This is a genomic window from Nocardia violaceofusca NBRC 14427 (genome assembly GCF_963869435.1).
GTDB lineage: Bacteria > Actinomycetota > Actinomycetes > Mycobacteriales > Mycobacteriaceae > Nocardia > Nocardia aobensis.
Genome location: NZ_CAWMPM010000026.1, coordinates 88,097 through 108,739, shown reverse-complemented (window position 1 = coordinate 108,739; position 20,643 = coordinate 88,097). Strand labels below are relative to the sequence as shown.

Genomic DNA, 20,643 nt, shown 5'->3' with positions numbered 1-20,643 from the left:
GCTGACCGATTGCTGCCCGCCGAACCCGCACTGTTCGACGGCGTCTCCCCCACCCGGAGCGAGACCGTGATCGAGGGCGCGGACCGGCTGCGGTTGTTCTCCTTCGCCACCGCCGACAAACGCAACGACTATCTGTGGGTGCTGCGCGCGTTCGACCATGCCCGCGCTGCCTATGTGGTGCTGCTGCACGCCTCCGATGTGGCCGACACCCTGGCCCGGATGCCGGATGCCCCGCATCCCACCGCCACCGAGATCGGTCCGCTGCTCGAGCAGTTGCACACCTGGGGTGTGCTGGAACGCAGTTACGACGGCACCCGCGCGGCGACGCTCGCCGAATATCGCAACCGGCACTACGTCTATCAGTTCTCGCAGGCCGGATTTCAGGCGTACCGGGCGGTGAACGAGGTACTGGGCGCGCGCCTGGACGAGGCCTCGCTCTCGCGGCTGGTGCTTCCGGAACTGCTGGCCGATCTGCAGGCGCTGGCGCAGGCCAATCGCGACGGTGACGCCGAACGGGTGTATCGGATCCTGAAGCGGCTCGACACCGCGCTGTCCGAATTGGCCGACCGCGCGGCGCATTTCTACCTGACCCTCGGCGATCTGGTCCGCACGACCGAGGCCACGCCGGAAGCCTTTCTGGCACACAAGGATGCGCTGCTGGCGCATATGCGCGAATTCAGTATGGATCTGGCCCGCTACGCGCCCCGGCTGGCGGCCGCGATCGCCGAGGTCGACGACACCGGCGCCGAGTCGCTGATCAGCCGGGCCGCGTCCTGTGACGAGCGGGTGTTGCTGGACGTCGCTGCGCGCGAGGCCGATTGGCGGGCCCGTTGGCAGGGCCTGCGCGGATGGTTCGTCGCGGTCCGCGATCGCAGCGCGCCCGACCCCGGCGCCGAATCCGCGCCGGCGACCGAGGCCGAACGGTTGCGGGAGGCGACCATGAGCGCGATCGCCGCTGTGCTGTCGCTGCTGCGCCGCGTGACCGAAACGCGCAAGGGCGGGGTGAGCCGGGAGTCGGCGCTGCGGCATCTGGCCGGCTGGTTCGCCGCCGCGCCCACCACCGACAGTGCGCACGCCCTGTTCGACGTCGTGTTCGGATTGGGCAAACCGCGGCATCTGTCGATGGAACATCCCGACTCCGACATCATCCCCGCACACCGATCCTGGTGGGAGGCAGCGCCGCTGGAGATCGCGCGCACGCTCGCCGAAACCGGCCGCCAGCCCACTCCGGGCACGCCCGCGCGGCTGGTGCGCAACGATGCCGGGGTGCGGCGGCTGCGCCAGGCCCAGCTGGAGACGCAGCGGGCCCGCGCGGCGGCCGCGATGTCGCTGGCCGCCGCCGATGTGCACGACCGGGTGCTGGACGAACGCGAGACCGAGGTCCTGTTGCGACTGCTCGACGCCGCCTCCACGGCGTGGGTGCCGGTGAGCGGCCGGGTGAGCACGACCGGCTCCGACAGCGGCGTCACACTGACGGTCCGCGAACATCCCGGCTCCACGGTGGTGCGCACCGCCCAGGGTCTGCTGTATCTGGATCACCGCCGGCTCGAGGTGCGCGAGAACTCCCGCGCCCGTACCGCCTCCGGGCGGTCGTGATGCACGCGAAAACCATCGACCCGCTGGCGTTGGACAGCTACCAGCGCGCCGCGCGGGTCCTGCTGGCCAATCATCTGGTGACCCGGACCTTCCCGGATCGCATTGCGCTGCCGCTGATTCGGCGCTGGGCCACCGAACTGCGCGAGGACATGGCGGAGTTGCTCGGTTACCGGCTCGAGGTCACCGAGACGACGGCGCGGCTGTTCCCGATCCCGGACCGGCTCGACACCGGCCGTCCGGCCCGCACTCCCGCCGATCGTGTCTTCGACCGTCGCCGCTACGCGTATCTGTCACTCGCGCTCGCCGCGCTCGGTCGCGCCGGTGATCAGATCACGCTGTCGGAGTTGGCCGATCAGGTCGCCGCCTATGCGATGCGGGTGGAGGGGCTGGAACTGTCGACCGAACGGGCCGCCGACCGGGATGCGTTCGTGGACGCGGTGGCGTGGCTGGCCGCCCGCGGCGCGTTGTCGCTCGCCGACGGCGACGCCGGTGGCTGGGCGGCCGACCCGGAAGCGGGCGAGGCGCTCTACGACATCGACCGCTCGGTGGTGTTCGCGATCTTCCGGCCGCCGCGCGCCTTGCAGCACCTGCACAGCGTGCGCACCCTCCTGTCCGACGAGACCGACTCCGCCGCAACAACTTCCGTGCCGTCGCGGGCCGCGGCCGCGCGCCGGGTGCGGCGGGCGCTGATCGAACTGCCGGTCGTCTACACCGAAACCCTCGGTGCGGCCGGGCAATCCGCGCTGGGCAGCGAGAAGATCGTGGCGGAGGTGGAGTTGCTGACCGGGCTGCGCGCCGAACGCCGCGGTGAGGGTGTGGCCCTGATCGACACCTCCGGCCGGTTCTCCGATGTGCGGTTCCCCAGCACCGGAACGCTCGCGCAGGTGGCGCTGCTGCTGATCGGCGAGATCGCCGACCGGGTCCTCGACATCGACGATCCGCTACCCCGGCAACCGCGTCCGCCCGCCGCCACCGGTACGGCCGACGGTCTCGATGCCGCCATTCCGGCGGCGACCGTCTTCGCGCCGCTGGTCACGGCGCCGCAGGAGCCCGTCGACGCGGAAGATCCGGCCGGCGACGAGGAAGGCCGTGCGCCGGTCACTCATCCGTTCGTCGACGACGACTGGATTCGCGCGACGGTGCACGCCCTCGCCGAACGGTACGGTTCGACCTTCGCCGCCCAATGGCAGGCCGATGTGGGTGGGCTCACCACCGAGGTGGTCGGTCTGCTGGCTCGGTTGTCCCTCGTGGAGACGGTCGACGGCGGCGTCCTGGCCCTGCCCGCGCTCGCCCGCTACCGGGGTGCGGTGGTCACCGTGCGCACGCGGGCCGAATCCGAATTGTTCGCCTCGGCACGATCGCTGGGCGCGCACGCCACCGGGGAACCGGCGACCACACCGGCCGGCGCCGCGCGATCCAGTACCTCAGGAAAGGGGACGGAGTAACCCATGGACCTCATTCACGGTGGTGTCCGCTTCATTCCCACCCGCGCCGGGATCGTCAATCTGTGGGACTACCGGGATCAGGAATTCTGCTTCGCGGACGGACGGCTCGTGCTGCGCGGGCCGAACGGCTCCGGTAAGACCAAGGCGCTGGAGGTGTTGTTCCCCTTCGTCTTCGACGGCCGCATCGAGCCGCGCCGGTTGAATCCGTTCGCCGGTGAAGAGCGCACGATGAAGTCGAATCTGCTCTACCGCAAACAGGATTCGGCCTACTCCTACGTCTGGATGGAATTCGCGCGCGGGCGCTGGTCGGAGCCCGAGGTGGTGACCGTCGGCATCGGTATGCGCGCCACCCGCTCCTCGGACAAGGTGACACGGTGGTATTTCGTCGCCGACGGCCGGGTGGGCGTGGACTTCTCGCTGATCGGTCCCGACGATCGGCCCTTCACCCGCAAACAGCTGGCCGAGCAGATCGGCACCGACGCGATCGTGGACCGCCCGGTCGACTATCGCGCCGCGATCGACGCGCGCATGTTCGGCCTCGGCGTGCAGCGCTACGACCAGTTGATCAATCTGATTCTGACCCTGCGCCGCCCGCAGCTGGCCAAGAACCTCGATCCGCGCGGACTGTCGCAGGCGCTGACCGACGGCCTGCGCCCGCTCGACGATCAGCTGATCCTCGACGCCGCCCGCTCGTTCAGCGATATGGAGGAGGTCGGCCGCACGCTCGAGGGGTTGGTCGCCGCCGACTCCGCGACCCGTACCTTCGTCGACGTCTATCGCAAATACCTTGCGGTGCAGGCGAAGTCGGATGTGGATCAGGTGCGCTCCCGGTTGGACGCGGTGACCCACGGCAGCACCGCGCTGTTCGCGGCCGCGGCACTGCGGCAGCGTCGCGAGTCCGAGCGCACGGCGGCCGAGCATCGCGGCGAGGAGGCCGATCGCGCCTACGAGCAGGCCCTCACCGATCGGGAGACGCTGCAGCGTTCCAGCGCCTACGAGGGTAAGCAGCAGCTCGACGATCTGGCCGATGCGGTGCGGCGGCTGGAGACCTCGGCGGCGGTCCACCGCGACAAGGCGACCAAGGCCCAGCAGGCGGCCGACCAGCGCGGCGACGAATACGAACGCGCCACCGCCGCGGTCACCACCGCCGCCGCGGCCCTGGCCCGCGGCGAGGAAGAACTGCGCGCGGCCGCCGAGGAAGCCGGAATCGCCTGGGCCGCGCTGCCGGAACAGGCCCGTACCGGACAGCTCACCACCACCGTGCGCAGTCACGCCGAGGAACGCGACGCCGATGTGCGCGCGGTGCGCCAGGCGATGACGGTGGCCGATGCCGCCGCGGCCGACCGCACCCGCGCGGAACGAGCCGTGGAACGCGCGAGCCGCCACCGCGATACCGCCACCGCCGAACTGGCCGAAGCGGAGGCCGCGGTGGCGCTGGCGCGCGCCGATACCGCCGCCTCCCTGCGCAATTGGTGGGACACCTACAGCGACCTGCACTCCCCTGTAGCCGCCGGATTGTTCGAGGCGCTCGACGCCGCGCTCGCCGAGGCCGGCGGTGACGATGCGCCGCCGCTGCCGCAGGTGCTGGCCGAGCACGGTGAATCGCTCACCGAAACGCTGCGGGACCGCCGCCGGCAGGCGCGCGCGGCCGCGGATCAGGCGCGCGACCGGGCCGCGGCGCTGCGTGCCGAACAGCAGCGGGTCGGGGCCGAACAGGACGACGCGCCCCCGGCACCGCAGAGCCGCACCGGTTCCCGGGCGATGCGTGCCGGTGCACCGCTGTGGCGGCTGGTGCGCTTCGCCGACGACGTCGACGCCGAGCGTGCTGCCGGGATCGAGGCCGCGCTACAAGCCGCGGGCTTGCTCGACGCCTGGGTGGGAGCGAACGACGAAGCGCAGCAGACTGATTCGGACATCGTGCTGACCCCGCTGCCGCCCACCGCACGACCCGGCGGTCCCACCCTCACGCAGGTGCTGGTCGTCGAGGACGGTGTCGGCGACGATTCCGATGCGCCGATCGCCGCGGTCTCGCGTACCCATCTCGCCGACATCCTGGCCTCGATCGCACTGAGCGACAACCACTCCCCTGCGTCCGAGAATCTGGTCGCCGTCGGCGGCGACGGCGGCTTCCGGCAGGGCGTGCAGCTCGGGCGCTACCACAAGCCGCAGGCGGAGTTCATCGGCGCCACCGCCCGGGCGCGGCGCCGAGAACGGCGCCTGGCCGATCTGGCCGAGGAGATCGCCGCCGCAGAACAGGCCGAGCAGAGCGCCCGCGCGGACGCCGACGAGGCCTCCGGCGAGTTGGCCCGGCTGGCGGCCGCCGCGAAGGAATTGCCGCGCAGCAGTGCGGTGATCGCGGCGCTGCGTTCGGTGTCGGAGGCGGCGGGTGTGCTGCGCTCGCATACCGAGGCGGTGGCGCAGGCCGAACACGATCTGGACCAGGCAGTCTCGGCGTTCACCGCGGCCGACAAGAAGGTGCGCGCGGTCGCCGCCGCCCGCAACGCACCTCGCGATCCCGCGGAACTGGACGCGCTCGCCGCGGCGGTCCGCCATTTCGAGAACACCGGCACCGCGCTGCTGCGGCTGCGCGGCGACCAGCAGCGCGAGGCCGAACGCGCCCGTGAGGCGAACGACCGACTCGCCGAATCCCGGGATCTGGCCGAGGCTTTCGCCGAGGAGGCGGAGGCCGCCCGCGCCGGTTACGAGGAGCAGCTGCGCAAACTCGAGACGCTGCGCGAGGCGTTGGGCGCCGACGCCGCCGATATCGACCGCGAACTCGAGCAGGCCCGCGAGCGCATCGACGCCGCCCGCGCCGAACAGCGCGCCGCCCGCAAGGCCGCCGCCGAGGCGATCGAAGCGGTCGGGTCGGCCGAGGGCGCCTATCGCGCCGCCCACGAGTCGCTCGGCACCGCGCTGACCGAATTGCTCACCGACGTCCGCCACCTCGCCCCCTACGCGCGGCCCGATCTGCTCTCGCTGCTGGGTGCGCCCACCGAGAGCCGGTGGCCGAGTTCACCGGCGGCCTGGTCGACCGCCGATCAGCTGCTGTATCGCATCGAATCCGGCGGGCCGGAGGGTGCGACCGCCGTCCTGCCCGTCGAGGTGCAGGAGTTGTTCGACAACCTCTGCGCCGCCACCGCTTCCGTGCGCGCCGGGGAGTCCGCCCGCAAGTCGACCCGCAGCGCGGTCACCGCGGCGCTGCAGGAATTCGACGCCGCACTGGCCTCCGCTCGCCAGGACTACCGCCTGCAATGGGATGCCGCCGACGGCTTGACCGTGGTGCAGGTGCACGACGACAACGGAATGGCGGCGCTGGCCGATTTCGCCGACCGCATCGCCGCGGCCCGCGCCGATCAGGAACTGCTGCTGACCGATGCCGAACGGCGCATTCTCGAGGATGCGCTGCTGACCGGCCTTGCCCAGCAGATTCACGAACGCACTTGCGACGCCCGCGATCTCATCGCCCGGATGGGCGCCGAGATGAAGCAGCGACGCATGTCCTCGGGTAACACCATCGGTGTGCACTGGGTGCTGGCCGACAATCTGTCGGAGTCGGCGCGCGCGGTGTGCAAGCTGCTCGACCGGGCGGCCGCCGACCTCGGTCCCGGCGAATTAGCTACGGTGCGTGCGCATTTCGCAGCCGAGATTCGGGCGGCGCGGGCGGCGCATCCGGAACGGTCCTATCCGGAGATCCTGGCCACCACCCTGGACTACCGCACGTGGCGGGTGTTCTCGTTCACCCTGGTGACCGCCGACGGCTCCGAGGATCGGCTCACCGTGGCACGGCACAGCGCGCTCTCGGGTGGCGAACAGTCGGTGTCGCTGCATCTTCCGCTGTTCGCCGCCGCGCACGTGATGCTGGATTCGGCCGATCCGCAGGCGCCGCGGCTGCTCGCGCTGGACGAGGCGTTCGCCGGCGTCGACGACAACGGTCGCAGCGAATTGCTCGGCCTGTCGGTCGATTTCGATCTGGACCTGTTCATGACCGGCTACGACCTGTGGATCACCTACGATCACGTGCCCGCGTGCGCGCATTACGATCTCGCGCATTCGGCGGCCGAGAACACCGTGAGCGCGACGCTGCTGGTGTGGGATTCCTCGGCGCTGCTGGCCGAGCACGACGGCTCCGACCTGACCACCGCCCTGGGCTCCCCCAACCGGCGCCGCACCCCGCACACCGTCGAGGGCGGCATCACCTTCGACGAGGCACTGGAACCGACCAGCTGAGCGTGACCCGTTGCGCGCCGGGCACATTGGACCCGGCGGCGCTCAGCGGTCGCCGAATGTGACCGAGAGCGAATCCCGGTCGCCGGGTGCGACCACGACGGTCAGCGGCGGATCGGGAATCGGCCGGTCGGAGGCGGCGTAGCCGACCCAGCCGGTGCCGACGAAGACCGCGATGAGCAGTGCGGTGGGCAGTTCCGGCAGCAGCCATCCACACGGGATCGAGGCCAGGCCGGTCTCGGGGATCAGCTGGACCGTGGGTATCTCCGGTCCGGTCTCGCTGTGCACCGCATTGCCACGTATCGCACCGCTCCGCCGTACCGGAACCCGCCCTCGCACCCGAACCTCCATCGCTTCGAGCGTCCCGGCCCGTCTGCCGGGAAACCGCCAGACATTTACAGTGCCCCATCCGCGAGTGCGCCACACCGGTATTGGACAGGACAATCGGCGTGTCTCCGAAAGTTTGCTGAATACCGGTTGGTAGCTATCCGATTCGCGAGTTTCGCGCTATCGGTGCGGCCGAACGCTCGCGTCGGGCCACCGGGGCGGGCAGGCGCCGCCGGGGAGGGTCTGCAACTCGAAGTGCCACCACTCGTTGTCGAACGGCCTGCAGAGCCCCCACCGGTTCCCGTTGTCCTGCAGCCACTGTGCGCCCTGCTGCGGGCCGACGTCGATCGCCTTACCGGTCACGTGCGTGGATTCGTCCGGCGGCAGCACCCACCGCCGCGCGGCGTCGGGGCCGCCGTAGGTGGCGATGCCCTGCTCCCACAGCTGTTCCTGCTCGTCGCGGGTGCGGTGACCGGACACGATCTCGAGCGGCACGCCCTGCTGATGGGCTTGGCGTTCGGCCATCGTGTAGGCGGCGGCCAGCAGCGGATCCAGTCCTTCGGTGCCGGCGGCGAATGCGGTGTGGGTGGGTTCGGCCAGACCCGGTCCCGCGGCTCCGGCCAGAGCCACACCGAACACCACGGCTGTACCAGCAAGTCCTCGCAGCATGAAACCGATCGTAACCAGCGCCGATCCGCACACCGCGCAACCGGGTGCCGGCCCGCCGTCGCGCCCGCGAGCCGCCGGGAACACCACCGCCTGACATTCCGGGTGGCTGCGTCGTCGTAGAGGACGTACCAGTTTTCAGCCATCCAGGAGTTCCGGAAATGACCAGAATCGGCATCATCCTCGGCAGTACCCGCCCCAACCGCAACGGTGCGCAGGTCGCGCAGTGGGTTCTGGACTCGGCAGCGCGTCGCGGCGATGCAGAGTTCGAACTGATCGATCTGCGCGACCACCCGCTCCCGCATCTGGACGAGCCGGTGCCGCCGATGTTCGGTCCCTCGGTGCACGCGCACACCCGGGCCTGGGCCGAGCGGGTCGCCCAGTTCGACGGTTTCGTGCTGGTGACGCCCGAATACAACGGGGGTATGCCCGGGGTGCTGAAGAACGCCCTCGACCATGTGTTCGCGGAGTGGGTCGACAAGTCGGTCGGATTCGTCTCCTACGGCGCGAACGGCGGCGCCCGCGCGGTCGTGCAGCTGCGGGCGGTCTGCAGCTCGCTGGGCATGGCCGATGTGGGCTATCAGGTATCGATCTCGGTGCTCACCGATTTCGAGAACCACACCACGTTCATCCCGCGTGATCATCATGCCGCCGCGTTGGACAAGACACTGGACCAAGTCATCGCGTGGAGCACCGCGCTGGCCCCGCTGCGGGCCGGCGCCGAAACCACTCTCGCCAATTCCTGAGGAGCCGAACATGTCCGTATCCAACGACTTTCAGTCCCGCGCCGACCGCATTGCCTCCGATGAAGCCGAGATCCGCCGACAGATCGACCGGGTGATCGAGGGATTGCGCGCCAAGGATCTCGACGCGGTGCGCCGGGCCTACGCGACAGACGTCGTGTCCTTCGATGTCGAGCCGCCACTCCAGCACGTCGGGATCGCGGCCAAACTCGACAACTGGGCCAAGGTGTTCCTGTTCTTCGAGGAGGTGAACTACGACATTCGCGATCTGACGTTCACCGTGGGCGAGGACGTGGCATTCGGGCACGCGTTCGCGCGACTGCACGGCACGATGAAGAACGGGGTGGCCAACAGCGGTATGTGGGTCCGGGTCACCTACGGAATGCGAAAGATCGACGGCATCTGGCTGATCGCGCACGACCAGGTGTCGGTACCGTTCGACATCGCCAGCGGCACCGGCGTCGTCGACCTCGAGCCCTGACAGGGCTTGCGCGGTGTCAGCCGGAGGAAACGGCTTCCTCGTAGGCGCGCAGCGTCGTGATGACCAGGGCCCGCTGCTCCGCGGTCAGCGGGCCCAGCGCGGCGCGCCACCCCCGGTCCGCACCGCCGAGCCAGTCCGCCACGGCCGTTCGGTGCGCGTCGGCGATCGCGACGAGGGTGCGCCGCCGGTCGTTGTCGTCGGGGCGGCGTTCCAGGACCCCTTGGCGGCTGAGGTCGCCGATCATCAGGCTCACGGTGGTCGGCGCCACCTCCAGTCGCCTGGCCAGTTCGTTGACCGTGAGCGGCCCGTCGAACAGCACGTACGTCAACAACGACAGATGGCGCGGTGCCAGATCGAACGATCGCAGCGCCTCGGGCACCGGCAGGCGTTTCGCCCGGCCGACCAGTCGCGGCATGAGCAGCACCATCGCCCGGACGCCCTCGTCCAGGGACAGCCCCTCGTGCTCCGTTGACATACCTTTCTCCCTCAAATATCTTTGCTTTCAAAGCTAAATTGCCGAACAGGCCCATCGTCCCACGTCGACACGCTGTCACTTCCTTCCGGAGGAGAAACGATGACCGATCCCGCCGCCCGCCTTCGCGCATTGACGATCGGATTGCATCCACGAGCGCTGGACTACAGTCGTTTTCCCGATCTGGACGAGGAGCAACTCACAGCCAGGGTCGACGCCGCCAACGCCGCCCTTCGGGACACCGAATTCGACATCACACCGTGCCTGGTCTCCGCCTCACCCGACGAAGCCGAGAACGAGATCCGCGCGGCGCTGGCGAACCGATCGTTCGACCTCGTCATGGTGGGCGGGGCGGTGCGAGCCGTCCCCGAGCACACCCTGCTGTTCGAACGCGTCGTCAATCTCGTCGCGGAGGCAGCGCCGGGAATTCGCTTCTGCTTCAACACCTCACCCGAAACCACTCTCGACGCCCTCCGCAGAGCAGCCGCATTCGCCTGAATCCGCTGTCCAGGAGACCGCGGCTACCGTCACAGGCAGTCGTAGACGGCGGTGACCAGGTCGTAGGCGCGCCGGTCACCGGCGAGCCAATCGCGGCGCAGATTCGGAACGAAGGCGATCGCGACCCGGTTGTCGACATCGCCCATGCCGATCGAGCCGCCCGCGCCGGGATGCCCGAACGCGGTGGGGGTCGCGGTTTCCGGCAGCACGAAATTCTGCGACGGCAGCATGTATCCCCAGCCGAGCGCCGTCTCGAGTCGCAGCACCGCGTCCACTCCGCGCACCCGCTCCCGCGTGGCCTCCGCGAGGACCGCCCGCGGCAGCAGCGTTCCCGCGACGAGGTCGCGATAGAAGCCGGCGAGAGCGCGGGCGGTGACGACCAGACCCGATGCCGGCCACCCGCCCGCCAGCACATCCGAATTGTTGTATGCGGCAGCCGGATTGGATGAGGAGCGCATCAGCAGCGAATCCGGATCGCGATAGGCCTCCACCAGGCGGGCCGCCGTGGCCGCATCGATCGGCCCGCTGTCGTCCGTCCACACCATCTCGGCAGCGGGCGGGCGGGCCAGGCGCGCCGCCTGCGCGGCCTCCTCGGCGGAGACACCGATGCGCAGATCCGCGCCGAAGTGGCCGCGCACATACTCGCCGACCGTCGAATCAGTGTGGCGGCGAACGAATTCGCCCACGAGCCAGCCGAACGTCAGTGCGTGATAACCATGTTCGCCACCCGGCCGCCAGATCGGGCGCTGCGCCGCGAGAACGCGCGCCATCAGTTCCGGATCGGCGGCCTCGGCCACCGTGATCGGCCGCTCGAAGACGGGCAGCCCGGCCCGGTGGGTCAGCATGTCGGTGAGTGTCGTGGATTCCTTACCGGCGACGGCGTATTCGGGCCACCACCGCGCGACCGGCTCGTCCGGGTCGATGCCGACGTCCTGCGCGACGGCGAGGGCCGCCGTCGCGGTGAGCGCCTTCGTGCACGAGAAGACCACGCAGGCCGTGTCCTGCTCCCACGGTCGCCCGGTGCGTTCGTCCGCGACGCCGCCCCACAGATCCACCACGGGACGCCCGTCCACGCACACCGCCACCGAGGCGCCCAGATCACGCCCCTCGGCCAGGTTGGCCGAGAACACCTCCCGGACCGCCTCGAAGGCCGGATCCACCCATCCCCGCACGCCGGTCATGCCGAAATTAGAACACGTTACAGAGATCGTGGCCGGTGTTCACCGTCGAACGTCGGCGCGCCGGGCGAAATGCACGGCGGCGTGTCGCCCTGCCGTGCGTTCGAATCACCCGATAGCGTGCGAAGCGGTCGTGGGCTCTGTCGACCCGAGGACGAGGAGGCAGTCATGGCTCTTCCGCTGACCGCGAACGCTCTGGTGCCGCTGGCCGCTGCACTGGGGGCGAGCGCGCTGGTCGCAGTCGCCTCCCTGGCGCCGGGACGGACGCGAAGGATCCCCGCGCAGGCCGACGAGGTGACCCGGCTGCGCATGGTGCGCCAAGGCGGGGTCGCACCCAGCGGCCGGCACCGCGCGAAACGGTCCCGGTGGGGTGCGGCCACATCGACGTTCTAGTACGGATCACGAATCGAGCCATTGTTCGATCGCGTCCAGTTCGGCTGCACAGAAGACCTCCTCCCCGCTTTCCTTGTCCAGCAGTTTCCATTCCGGTTGCGGACGGACGCTGCGGAGGAGAACGTAGCCGATGGTTTCGGCGCGCGCGGTGAGCTCGCCAATTCGTTCCGTCATCGGATCTGCCTGCGCTGCTGCGGTATTCGCCTCGCGGTCACTCATCGTCTTCGCTCCTGAGGGTGTTCCGGCGGGTGGAATCGGGCCGAATGCGGCCGGCCGCGACCAGCGCGGCGAAAGCCTCCCGCTTGCGCGGGCAGTCGTGATCACGATGGATCTGCATCCAGTGGTGGGCCTCGGCCGTGGTGAAGGATCCGGCGGGCGGGGCACAGCTCCAGTCCGTGAGCCGCGCGATCGGTGGCCCGGGGTTCGCGCCGTTCCGTCGCTCGCCGTGCCCCGTACGTGGAGGATCATCGCTCGGCCAGAAGCACCCGACGGCGAGCAGCACGACGCCGCACCCCGACAGCACCGTGACGACGCTCGACAGGGCGGTCCAGGTTCCCATCGTTCACCGGTCACGAATGACGTTCGGGTGCATGCGATTTGCCAGTTCCGCCAACCCTGCGAGCACCTGCTGGAACGTCTCGATCGGCACAGCGTTATGACGTGGCGAAGCGGAAACACCCCTGCCTACCGGGAATTCGATGCCGCGCCGATGCGCACGCTCGCGCGGGCTCAACCGCGACGGCTCGATCCGCCGGAGATGCACCAGGGTCCGATAGGCCACCTGTTTCCACGCGCACTGTTCGATACGGCAGCATCGGTGCTGCTGCATCAGATCGTGAGCCAGTTCGATCCGCGTCAGATCGCAGATACCGGGTAGAACGAGGAGAGCATCCTCGTCGATCGGTGAGTACGGCACCGGTTGCATCTCCTTCGATAATGTTGGGCTGGAAGGCAATTCACGACTGACGCTCGCCGGGCCGGTACGACTCGGCTATCATGTGCGATAGCCGTGGCACAGGGGGCGCACTCCACCTGTAGCCGCACTAGCGATTCGTCAGGTTCCTCTGTTGATGTCGACCGCAGTAGCGGTCATGGTTTCGCGTCGGTCGTGGTCGCAGCACCAGAACACCATCGACCGGCCTGGTCCGCGTGCGCGACATGAAATCCCACCGGAAGTGCCGCAAAACGCCAGGACGGATTACAGGAATCCAGAGGCACCATTTCACTTCGCAATGAAACAGAAAGGGGGCATTCGATGGCCGAACCCGGGGAACCGCTGTCCCTGCCGAAACGCCAGCTCGGCTACTACCTCAGGCAGGCCCGGGAGGAAACGGGCATGAGCCTGGCCGAGGCGGCGGCACATATCGGACGCTCGGCACCCACGTTGATGCGTATCGAGAAGGGACTCACCCAGAAGCTGTCGATTCCCGAGATCGAGGCGTACTGCCGGTTGTACGAGTTCGATCAGGAGAAGATCGAGGCGATGAAAGGCCTTGCCCAGCAGGCCGATACAGAGAACTGGTGGCACGAATACGACGACCTGATCCCTGCCGACTTCGATATCTATGTGGGGTTGGAAACGGGAGCACAGGAGGTCGCCACGTACCAACCAGACCTGATTCCCGGTCTGCTGCAGCTCCCCGACTACGCCCGAGCACTGATGCGCAGCGCGCTGCCCGACGCTCCCGAGGAGGAAATCGACCGTCGCCTTCGGCTGAAGTTGCGGCGACAGCTTCTCATCACCCGTAAGGCGCGTCCCGCCGGACTTCAGGCGGTGATTCACGAGGGTGCGCTCCGGAGAATCATCGGAAACGCCAAAGTCATGGGCTCTCAGATTCGCCACGTCGCGGACATGAGCACCCGCGCGAACGTCGAGGTCCGAGTCCTTCCATTCAGCTCTGGAGTCCCCCTGGGTGATCCGGTCGGCGCCTTCGTCGTTCTGCGGTTCAACGATCGCGCACGGACTGTCGTCTATGTTGAAACCTTCACCGGCAACCTGTATTTGGAGAAATCGGCTACCGTCCGCCGGTACGCTGGAGTATTCGAGGAGATGCAGCTCGCCTCCCTGGATGCGACGGCCAGCAGGGCCTTGTTGCGGCAGGTAGCGAAGGAGTATTTGCGATGACGGTTGATCTATCCGGCGCGGAATGGTTCAAGAGCAGCCGAAGCACCGCCACAAGAGAATGCGTCGAAGTCGCATTCCTCGACGGCAGCATGGTCGGCATCCGCGATTCGAAAGACCCAGGTGGCCCCGCCCTCGCCTTCACCCCCGGCGAGTGGGACGCCTTCACCGACACCCTGCGCAACGGTGGGCTCGATCGGCCGTTCGCATAGACGAGACCGCGACATGAAGTGAACATCGACCCATCCCGAACACGGTCGTTCAAAAGCCCCGCGAGCGTTGCAACGAAGGATCGGGTCGAGGTCGTATTTCTGGAAGGCGGCCGGGTCGGCATCCGCGATTCGAAGAATCCGGACGGCCCGGCCCTCATCTTCGCTTCCGCCGAGTGGACGCCTTCACGGTCACCGCGCGGTTCCCCATGTGGTCCGCCCCGAGCTGACTTTCGACCACACTCACCAGAAAGAGACGCGTCATGACAGAAATCCATCCCGACGAGGCCGCCCTGCGCAGGCTCTATGAGCACATTTCGGGACGAACTGATCGACATCGTGGCCAGCGATCGCATCGGGGTCGCTATTGTTCGCCATCACCTCGAACGTGACGGCGGGAAGCTGAGCTACGTCCTGGCCCAGGTGTACCGTTTCGACAACGGAAAGCTCGTCGAGTATCGGGAGTATCCGGAGCCGGCCTTTTACCAAGCGTGGCGATGAGTTCGACTCAGATCTGTTGGGCGGCGCTGCGATTCGCAGGGTCGGCCGACTCCGGATACCTGACCACCCGCTACGACCCTACTGGGGAAGTATCCGGTCCCCCGACGTGAGCGAGGTGAAATGAAAATGAACCGGCGTCAGCGTTGGACGGCTGACGCGATACCGGATCAATCGGGGCGCACTGTCGTTGTAACAGGCGCTAATTCGGGTATCGGGTACGAGATCGCCGCTGCTCTCGCGCGTCGCGGAGCCCGCACGGTGCTCGCCGTGCGAGACATCGGCGCGGGAACCGAAGCTGCCGCCAGAATCGCCGACTCTCAACTCGGCGCTACCGTCAGCGTGCAGCAGCTCGATCTCGCATCCATGCGATCTGTCAGATCCGCGGCCGCCGAACTGCGCGCAAGCTACCCCCGCATCGACCTGTTGATCAACAACGCGGGGCTGGTCGCGTTTACGAAGGGATCCACCGAGGAGGGCTTCGAACTCCACTTCGGCGTGTGTCACCTCGGACACTTCGCGCTGACAGGCTTGCTCTTGGATACGCTGATGCACACACCCGGAGCCCGAATCGTGACCGTGAGCAGTTTCGGCCACCGCATGGCTGGTGACGGCATCGACTTCGCCGACCCACACTGGCAACGGCGTCCCTACGAGTGGGTACACGCCTACGGCCAGGCCAAGCTCGCCAACCTGCTCTTCACATACGAACTCCAACGTCGGCTGGCTGCGGCCTCAGGTACGAACGCCATCGCCGTGGCAGCGCACCCGGGCACGACGAAGACACGACTCGTCAGGGACGCCCCGATATCCATACGGCTGCAGAACAGACTGCTCGGCAGCTTGCGTCAAGGCGCTGCGATGGGAGCGCTGCCGATATTGCGCGCCGCAACGGATCCCGCAGTTGTGGGCGGCCAGTACTTCGGGCCCGGAGGACTGGGCGAACTACGAGGTCATCCCCGGATCGTCAGTTCGTCTGCCACCTCCCACGATGCCCTGCTTCAGCGCAGATTATGGGAGATGTCCGAGGACCTCACCGGTGTTCGGTATTCCGTATGACCACCGACGAAGCAGTATCCGAAGTCTTTCGGGGGACGGAAGCTCACATGTCGATGGAGAACCACCAACCGCAAGTGGTGTCTGAACCCGCAGCGCCACATCGGCTCTCGAAGCGATACATCGGGCCGTCGTTCCGATCATCGCTTCCGCCCACAATGACACGCTGTTCATCGCTCGCCGCTGTGTCGACGCCCATCCCGGCGTCGTTATCGACCCGACAGGCAACTGCACCCGCAAACAAGTCCGCGCAGCCGCTAGGTCGACCAGGCCAGCGAGTTGGCCGGGCGGCTCACAGTCGGCGAATCCGCCCAGGCCTACGCGCCGGAGCCGCCATGAACCTCGAAAGGTACTGGGCAGGATGGCGATTCACTGCAGGCGAGCAGATCCTCGCACCCGGCGGCCAGCGCGGCGCGCAGGGTGCCGCGGACCGCGCCGAGTTCGGCCAGCTTGGCATCGACCTCCGCGAGCTTGGCGTGTACACGGGTGCGCAAGCCGGCGTCGCGGCGGTGATGCCCGGTGCCGGAGAGCAGGTCGGCGACCTCGTCGAGGCTGAATCCGAGCCGCTGGGCCGCCTTGATCATCCGCAGCACCGTCACCGCCTCCTCCGGATACAGGCGGTGCCCGCCGAGGGTGCGCTGCGGTTCGGCCAGCAGGCCGCGGCGTTCGTAGTAGCGCAGGGTCTGGGTGTTCACTCCGGCCGCGGCCGCGAGCTCGCCGGTGCGCAGCGCGGTCACCGTGCACCGCCGGTGGCGCGGGCGGCGAATGCGTCGAGCACCGCCGTATAGGCCGGTGACACACCGATACTCAGCACCGGCCCTTCTTCGGTGGCGTCGAAGTCGAACACGAAGAACGCACAGCAGCTGGTCTCCCGCGCCGCGAGGTCCCGGGCGCGCGGCTCGGCGTCGGAGGCGAGAATCAGTTCGAGCCGATGCGGGTGCGGTCGACGGACAGCACGGACCGCATCAGCGAAGAACCGATCGAACTCGGTCACGCGGATCGGCTGCTCGACCGTGGGCAGGGTGCAGGCCGAGGGCACCCAGTCGTTCCGAGCCGGCGAAATCGTCATGGATCGACGGTAAACCTGTACCCCGGTACCGGATGCAACCTCTGGATTCACCCGAACACGACCACGGATGAATTCATGATTTTCTGTATACAGATTTCGATGTACCGTATGGGTATGCAGACCTTGCCCGTGGCCCATACCGATGCGCTGGCTCGTTTCGGGCACGCTCTGTCGGATGCGACCCGCACCCGGATTCTGCTGAGCCTGCGTACCGGCCCGGCCTATCCGTCGGAGATGGCCGAGCAGATCGGAGTCTCCCGGCAGATTCTGTCCAATCACCTCGCGTGCCTGCGCGGATGCGGCTTGGTCGTGGCGGTGCCCGAAGGCAGGCGTAGCCGTTACGAACTCGCCGACCGACGCATCGCCGCCGCCCTCGAGGACCTGCTCGGGCTGGTGCTCGCGGTCGATCCGGCCTGCTGCCCCGCCGCCGAGACCGAAGGCTGCTGCTGATGTCACAGTCGCTGGGCATGCCGGGCACACCGTCGGCCGTGGCGGTCGGTCCGTCGTCGCAGCGGCGCGCAGTGCTGGCGCGGCGGATCCGCTGGTTCGTGGCCGCGACCGTCTCCTACAACGTCATCGAGGCGATCATCGCCCTCACCGAGGGCAGCCGGGCGTCGTCGACGGCCCTGATCGGGTTCGGACTCGACTCGGTGATCGAGGTGTCCTCCGCCGCCGCGGTGGCGTGGCAATTCGCCGGACCGACCCCAGAGGCCCGGGAGAAGATCGCGCTGCGCATCATCGCGTTCTCGTTCTTCGCTCTCGCGCTCTACGTCACCGTCGACTCGATCCGCGGCCTGCTCGGACTCGGTGAAGCGCGCCACTCCCCCATCGGAATAGGTTTGGCCGCAATCAGTTTGGTGATCATGCCGGTGCTGTCGGCCGCGCAGCGCCGCGCCGGTCGCGAACTGGGTTCTGCCAGCGCGGTCGCCGACTCCAAACAAACCCTGCTCTGCACCTACCTATCCGCGGTACTGCTCGTCGGCTTACTGCTCAACGCCCTGTTCGGATGGTCGCGGGCCGATCCGATCGCCGCACTGGTCATCGCCCTGATCGCTGTGAAGGAGGGCGTGAACGCCTGGCGCGGCGACACCTGCTGCCCCACCCCGGACGCCCTCGGCGCACCGCAGGCCGGCCACTGTGACTGCTGCGACCACGGGCAACCCTGATCGCGTCGGTAGGTGGCCGCACGTCGGCGCGAAAAGCTGTTGCCGGGCAGCCGGGACCACTGCTACCTTTCCGGAAGCCGTGCAAGAGAACGAGGAGGTGGTACCCGTGAACGCAGTATCGACATGGGTGCTCCCCTCCGGGGTCACGGTCGGGCGATAGGTCGTCCGGGAGCGCCGCGCGAAAGCACTCCCGAAAGGCACGACCATGCACTTCATCTCCGAACAGCGTCTCGGCGACGACGTCCTCGAACGCGAGTTCACCCTCGGCGAGATCCCCGGCATTCTGTGGACACCCGTATCCGCCTCCGCACCGACACCGCTGATCCTGCTCGGCCATCCCGGCGGACTGGACAAGATGTATCCGCGTCTGGCGGGCCGGGCTCGGCACGCGGTGGCGGAAGGCTATGCCGCGGCCACCATCGAACTTCCCGGCAGCGGTGACCGGCCTCGTTCTGCCGACGCCGAGCAGGCCCGCGCCGACCTGCGCCGGGTCGTCCAGGCCGGCGAACCGGTCGACGACGAGATCGTGGACCGGCTCATCCTTCCGCTTGCCGACAAGGCGGTACCGGAATGGCGGGCCACCCTGGACGCACTCCTGTCACTGCCCGGGATCAGCGGCCCGGTCGGCTTCTCGGGAGGGGTGATCGGCATCGCAGTCCGGCTGGCGGTCGTCGAGCCGCGCATCGCGGCCGCCGTCCTGTTCGCCGGAAGTTACGTGCCCCGCAGCATGTTCGACGAGGCCCGGCAGCTCACCATCCCGCTGCTGGTCCTGCTGCAGTGGGACGACGAAGGAAACGACCGGCAGCAGGCCCTGGACCTGTTCGACGCCTTCGGCTCGAAGGAGAAGACGCTGCACGCCAATATGGGCGGGCACACCGGCGTCCCGCAGTTCGAGGGAGACGACGGAAGTCGTTTCTTCGCACGGCATTTGCAGTGAGAGCGGGCGGTCCGGCCGGCAGCGGCGAGGAGCTGCCGGCCGGACCGTCGATCAGTTCTCGAGCCGGGTTCGGACGACATCGTCGATGGTGCGCGTCAAACGCGGCGCCGCCTCGCCGATGTCGTGAGCCGACAAGGCCTGGTTGACAATCAGCCAATCCTCGATGTCGTCACCGCGGACATACTTGCGGAAACAGTTGTAGATCGCGTAGTAGGCGAACTCGACCGGATCGGGAAAGACGAGATCATCGTCCTGCATCGCGCAAATGGGTTCGAGATATCGGTCGGCAACACCCGCGAGATCCACACCGGCCCGAGCGGAGCGAAGGGCATCAGCCGGAAGCCCGATTTCCACCAGATGCCGCATCCCGACAACCGAGTCGCGATAGCGCAGCTCGCGGGGCTCTCCCCGGACGTAATCGCCCCAAATCGACAGCGCATCCTCGCACAGCGACAGATGAACCTCTCGTCTGTGCTCAGCTCCCAGCTGGAAGAAGAGATCGCTCGGCGTCATGAGCAACACTCTGCCAAGCCGCGCGCAGGGATACCGGTCACTCGGTGCAGATGGGGTGTCCTCGTAATAAGAAGCGCGCATGCCAAATTACCGCAACCGAACGATCGAGCGGTGTCGTTCTCGGTCTTGGTCATTTGACCTCGAGCGAGGTTGAGGTTCGAAGATGGTGGCATGACAACCTCAAACCTCGGTCGGCCCGAGGACATCGCTGCCATCCACGCCGTCGTGGCCTCGGTCGCCAAGGCTCAGCGCGCCGAGGACGCAGACGGCTTCCTCGCCCTGTTCCATCCCGACGCCATCTGGACCACCGGCGGCGGCAGATTCCTCAATGGGCTGAACGAGATCTCCGAATTCACCCGCGCCGTACTGCCCGGCGCCACCGAGGACGGCTACGCCACCTACGAGCCCTTCTTCATTCGCTTCATCCGACCGGACGTAGCCGTGGTCAAGGTCCGCCAGCAGTACTTCAACCACGCCGACGAACTCCAGGCCCAGGGCTCGCCGCTCTACGGCATGACCAAGGAAGAAGGCCGCTGGCTGCTCACCTTTTGCCAGAACACCCCCGTCGCCGACCACTGACGGACGTGACCGACCGCCTGCGGAGCGGGTCGGTACGAACCGCGAGATCGACTGTGGCACAGAATGTTCTCCAGTACTCATTAATCGCGTAACGGCGACCAGCGCGCTGAATCCACTCCGTGACGGCAGCCAGGCCGAGGCCGGTACCGCCGACACCGCCGCCCATCCGGCGTGACGGTGGTCGACATCGACTGCGCCGCTTACGATTCCGTCGACCGCTCGCTGCTGGTGGACTACTGGGCCGAGGAGTTCGCCGCGACCGGCACGGTGCCGCAGTTGGTGCAGCGCCTGCCGCCGGTACGACGCCGCATGCGGTGCCCGGGGTCGGGATGGCGTGCCCAGATCACTCGCAGTAGTAGACGTACCGCTACCGCGACCACAGTAGGTAGCACACGAACCAGTCAGGATCCCGAGCCTGATCGACGCGGCCGTTCACCGATCCTGTCCTGCGGGGATGCGTATGCAGAGTGT

Annotated in this window: 26 protein-coding genes; 16 read left to right on the top strand and 10 right to left on the bottom strand. The window is 68.0% G+C overall.

What is annotated here, in order from left to right; all coding sequences use genetic code 11:
• Positions 1-87 precede the first annotated feature (87 nt).
• Genes AC5592_RS22125 through AC5592_RS22115 form a run of 3 tightly spaced genes read left to right on the top strand, consistent with a single transcriptional unit; the run spans position 88 to position 7,268 of the window.
• On the top strand, positions 88-1,596 hold the full coding sequence (locus AC5592_RS22125) for a TIGR02677 family protein (RefSeq protein WP_084507018.1): 1,509 nt from the start codon (positions 88-90) through the stop codon (positions 1,594-1,596).
• The gene (locus AC5592_RS22120) at positions 1,596-3,041 is read left to right on the top strand and encodes a TIGR02678 family protein (RefSeq protein WP_063065315.1); all 1,446 of its coding nucleotides are present in this window, start codon (positions 1,596-1,598) and stop codon (positions 3,039-3,041) included. The genes AC5592_RS22125 and AC5592_RS22120 overlap by 1 nt, the downstream gene beginning before the upstream one ends.
• A 3-nt stretch (positions 3,042-3,044) precedes the next feature.
• Positions 3,045-7,268, top strand: a complete 4,224-nt coding sequence (locus AC5592_RS22115; protein ID WP_063065314.1) for a TIGR02680 family protein — start codon at positions 3,045-3,047, stop codon at positions 7,266-7,268.
• Positions 7,269-7,310: 42 nt separating this feature from the next.
• Here AC5592_RS22115 and AC5592_RS22110 read toward each other — a convergent pair whose 3' ends face one another.
• Together AC5592_RS22110 and AC5592_RS22105 are read right to left on the bottom strand one after the other, a co-directional pair.
• Positions 7,311-7,553, bottom strand: coding sequence for a hypothetical protein (locus AC5592_RS22110; RefSeq protein ID WP_036501865.1), 243 nt, complete (start codon positions 7,551-7,553; stop codon positions 7,311-7,313).
• A gap of 219 nt (positions 7,554-7,772) precedes the next feature.
• Positions 7,773-8,261 carry a M15 family metallopeptidase gene (locus AC5592_RS22105; RefSeq protein ID WP_036501868.1) on the bottom strand — a complete coding sequence of 163 codons (489 nt, stop codon included), beginning with the start codon at positions 8,259-8,261 and terminating at the stop codon, positions 7,773-7,775.
• Between the two features lie 158 nt (positions 8,262-8,419).
• On the opposite strand from AC5592_RS22105, the gene AC5592_RS22100 reads away from it, so the two are divergent.
• Both AC5592_RS22100 and AC5592_RS22095 read left to right on the top strand, forming a co-directional pair.
• Positions 8,420-9,004: an NADPH-dependent FMN reductase gene (locus AC5592_RS22100; protein WP_036501870.1), complete on the top strand. Its 585-nt coding sequence runs from the start codon at positions 8,420-8,422 to the stop codon at positions 9,002-9,004.
• 10 nt (positions 9,005-9,014) lie between these two features.
• Entirely contained in the window at positions 9,015-9,482 is a 468-nt protein-coding gene (locus AC5592_RS22095; RefSeq protein ID WP_063065312.1) for a YybH family protein, read from the top strand.
• A 16-nt stretch (positions 9,483-9,498) separates the two neighbouring features.
• On the opposite strand, the gene AC5592_RS22090 is transcribed toward AC5592_RS22095, so the two are convergent.
• On the bottom strand, positions 9,499-9,957 hold the full coding sequence (locus tag AC5592_RS22090) for a MarR family transcriptional regulator (protein WP_084507002.1): 459 nt from the start codon (positions 9,955-9,957) through the stop codon (positions 9,499-9,501).
• A 99-nt stretch (positions 9,958-10,056) separates the two neighbouring features.
• On the opposite strand from AC5592_RS22090, the gene AC5592_RS22085 reads away from it, so the two are divergent.
• On the top strand, positions 10,057-10,452 hold the full coding sequence (locus AC5592_RS22085; RefSeq protein WP_063065311.1) for a hypothetical protein: 396 nt from the start codon (positions 10,057-10,059) through the stop codon (positions 10,450-10,452).
• A gap of 29 nt (positions 10,453-10,481) precedes the next feature.
• Here AC5592_RS22085 and AC5592_RS22080 read toward each other — a convergent pair whose 3' ends face one another.
• Positions 10,482-11,633: a serine hydrolase domain-containing protein gene (locus tag AC5592_RS22080; RefSeq protein WP_063065310.1), complete on the bottom strand. Its 1,152-nt coding sequence runs from the start codon at positions 11,631-11,633 to the stop codon at positions 10,482-10,484.
• A 165-nt stretch (positions 11,634-11,798) separates the two neighbouring features.
• On the opposite strand from AC5592_RS22080, the gene AC5592_RS22075 reads away from it, so the two are divergent.
• Entirely contained in the window at positions 11,799-12,023 is a 225-nt protein-coding gene (locus AC5592_RS22075; RefSeq protein WP_063065309.1) for a hypothetical protein, read from the top strand.
• A 6-nt stretch (positions 12,024-12,029) separates the two neighbouring features.
• Here AC5592_RS22075 and AC5592_RS22070 read toward each other — a convergent pair whose 3' ends face one another.
• The 3 genes from AC5592_RS22070 to AC5592_RS22060 are packed head-to-tail and all read right to left on the bottom strand — an operon-like array spanning position 12,030 to position 12,939.
• The gene (locus AC5592_RS22070; protein ID WP_063065308.1) at positions 12,030-12,242 is read right to left on the bottom strand and encodes a hypothetical protein; all 213 of its coding nucleotides are present in this window, start codon (positions 12,240-12,242) and stop codon (positions 12,030-12,032) included.
• Complete coding sequence (locus AC5592_RS22065; protein WP_063065307.1) at positions 12,235-12,582, bottom strand: hypothetical protein; 348 nt, start codon at positions 12,580-12,582, stop codon at positions 12,235-12,237. Before AC5592_RS22065 ends, AC5592_RS22070 begins: the two co-directional genes overlap by 8 nt.
• A 3-nt stretch (positions 12,583-12,585) precedes the next feature.
• Complete coding sequence (locus tag AC5592_RS22060) at positions 12,586-12,939, bottom strand: hypothetical protein (protein ID WP_157122116.1); 354 nt, start codon at positions 12,937-12,939, stop codon at positions 12,586-12,588.
• A gap of 339 nt (positions 12,940-13,278) precedes the next feature.
• Between AC5592_RS22060 and AC5592_RS22055 the strand changes: the two genes are divergently transcribed.
• From AC5592_RS22055 to AC5592_RS22035, 5 genes are all read left to right on the top strand, one after another.
• A complete protein-coding gene (locus tag AC5592_RS22055; protein WP_063065305.1) occupies positions 13,279-14,148 on the top strand; it encodes a helix-turn-helix domain-containing protein in 870 nt (289 codons plus the stop codon).
• Positions 14,145-14,357 (top strand): DUF397 domain-containing protein, encoded by a 213-nt coding sequence (locus AC5592_RS22050; RefSeq protein ID WP_063065304.1) that lies wholly within the window; start codon positions 14,145-14,147, stop codon positions 14,355-14,357. Before AC5592_RS22055 ends, AC5592_RS22050 begins: the two co-directional genes overlap by 4 nt.
• An 18-nt stretch (positions 14,358-14,375) precedes the next feature.
• On the top strand, positions 14,376-14,621 hold the full coding sequence (locus AC5592_RS22045; RefSeq protein ID WP_084507000.1) for a DUF397 domain-containing protein: 246 nt from the start codon (positions 14,376-14,378) through the stop codon (positions 14,619-14,621).
• 39 nt (positions 14,622-14,660) lie between these two features.
• Complete coding sequence (locus tag AC5592_RS22040) at positions 14,661-14,855, top strand: nuclear transport factor 2-like protein (RefSeq protein ID WP_063065303.1); 195 nt, start codon at positions 14,661-14,663, stop codon at positions 14,853-14,855.
• A gap of 120 nt (positions 14,856-14,975) precedes the next feature.
• Positions 14,976-15,911, top strand: a complete 936-nt coding sequence (locus tag AC5592_RS22035; RefSeq protein ID WP_036507947.1) for an oxidoreductase — start codon at positions 14,976-14,978, stop codon at positions 15,909-15,911.
• Between the two features lie 314 nt (positions 15,912-16,225).
• Here the strand turns inward: AC5592_RS22035 and AC5592_RS22030 are convergent, their stop codons facing one another.
• Positions 16,226-16,645 carry a MerR family transcriptional regulator gene (locus tag AC5592_RS22030; protein WP_063065302.1) on the bottom strand — a complete coding sequence of 140 codons (420 nt, stop codon included), beginning with the start codon at positions 16,643-16,645 and terminating at the stop codon, positions 16,226-16,228.
• A complete protein-coding gene (locus AC5592_RS22025) occupies positions 16,642-16,977 on the bottom strand; it encodes a hypothetical protein (protein ID WP_063065301.1) in 336 nt (111 codons plus the stop codon). The genes AC5592_RS22030 and AC5592_RS22025 overlap by 4 nt, the downstream gene beginning before the upstream one ends.
• A 114-nt stretch (positions 16,978-17,091) precedes the next feature.
• Here AC5592_RS22025 and AC5592_RS22020 point away from each other — a divergent pair, with 114 nt between their 5' ends.
• From AC5592_RS22020 to AC5592_RS22010, 3 genes are all read left to right on the top strand, one after another.
• Positions 17,092-17,427: an ArsR/SmtB family transcription factor gene (locus AC5592_RS22020; protein ID WP_036507939.1), complete on the top strand. Its 336-nt coding sequence runs from the start codon at positions 17,092-17,094 to the stop codon at positions 17,425-17,427.
• Entirely contained in the window at positions 17,427-18,143 is a 717-nt protein-coding gene (locus AC5592_RS22015) for a cation efflux transmembrane domain-containing protein (protein WP_063065300.1), read from the top strand. Before AC5592_RS22020 ends, AC5592_RS22015 begins: the two co-directional genes overlap by 1 nt.
• A gap of 205 nt (positions 18,144-18,348) precedes the next feature.
• Positions 18,349-19,080, top strand: coding sequence for a dienelactone hydrolase family protein (locus tag AC5592_RS22010; protein ID WP_063065299.1), 732 nt, complete (start codon positions 18,349-18,351; stop codon positions 19,078-19,080).
• Positions 19,081-19,131: 51 nt separating this feature from the next.
• On the opposite strand, the gene AC5592_RS22005 is transcribed toward AC5592_RS22010, so the two are convergent.
• On the bottom strand, positions 19,132-19,593 hold the full coding sequence (locus AC5592_RS22005; RefSeq protein ID WP_063065298.1) for a hypothetical protein: 462 nt from the start codon (positions 19,591-19,593) through the stop codon (positions 19,132-19,134).
• Between the two features lie 171 nt (positions 19,594-19,764).
• Between AC5592_RS22005 and AC5592_RS22000 the strand changes: the two genes are divergently transcribed.
• Entirely contained in the window at positions 19,765-20,172 is a 408-nt protein-coding gene (locus AC5592_RS22000; protein WP_036507932.1) for an SgcJ/EcaC family oxidoreductase, read from the top strand.
• The last annotated feature ends 471 nt before the right edge of the window (positions 20,173-20,643 follow it).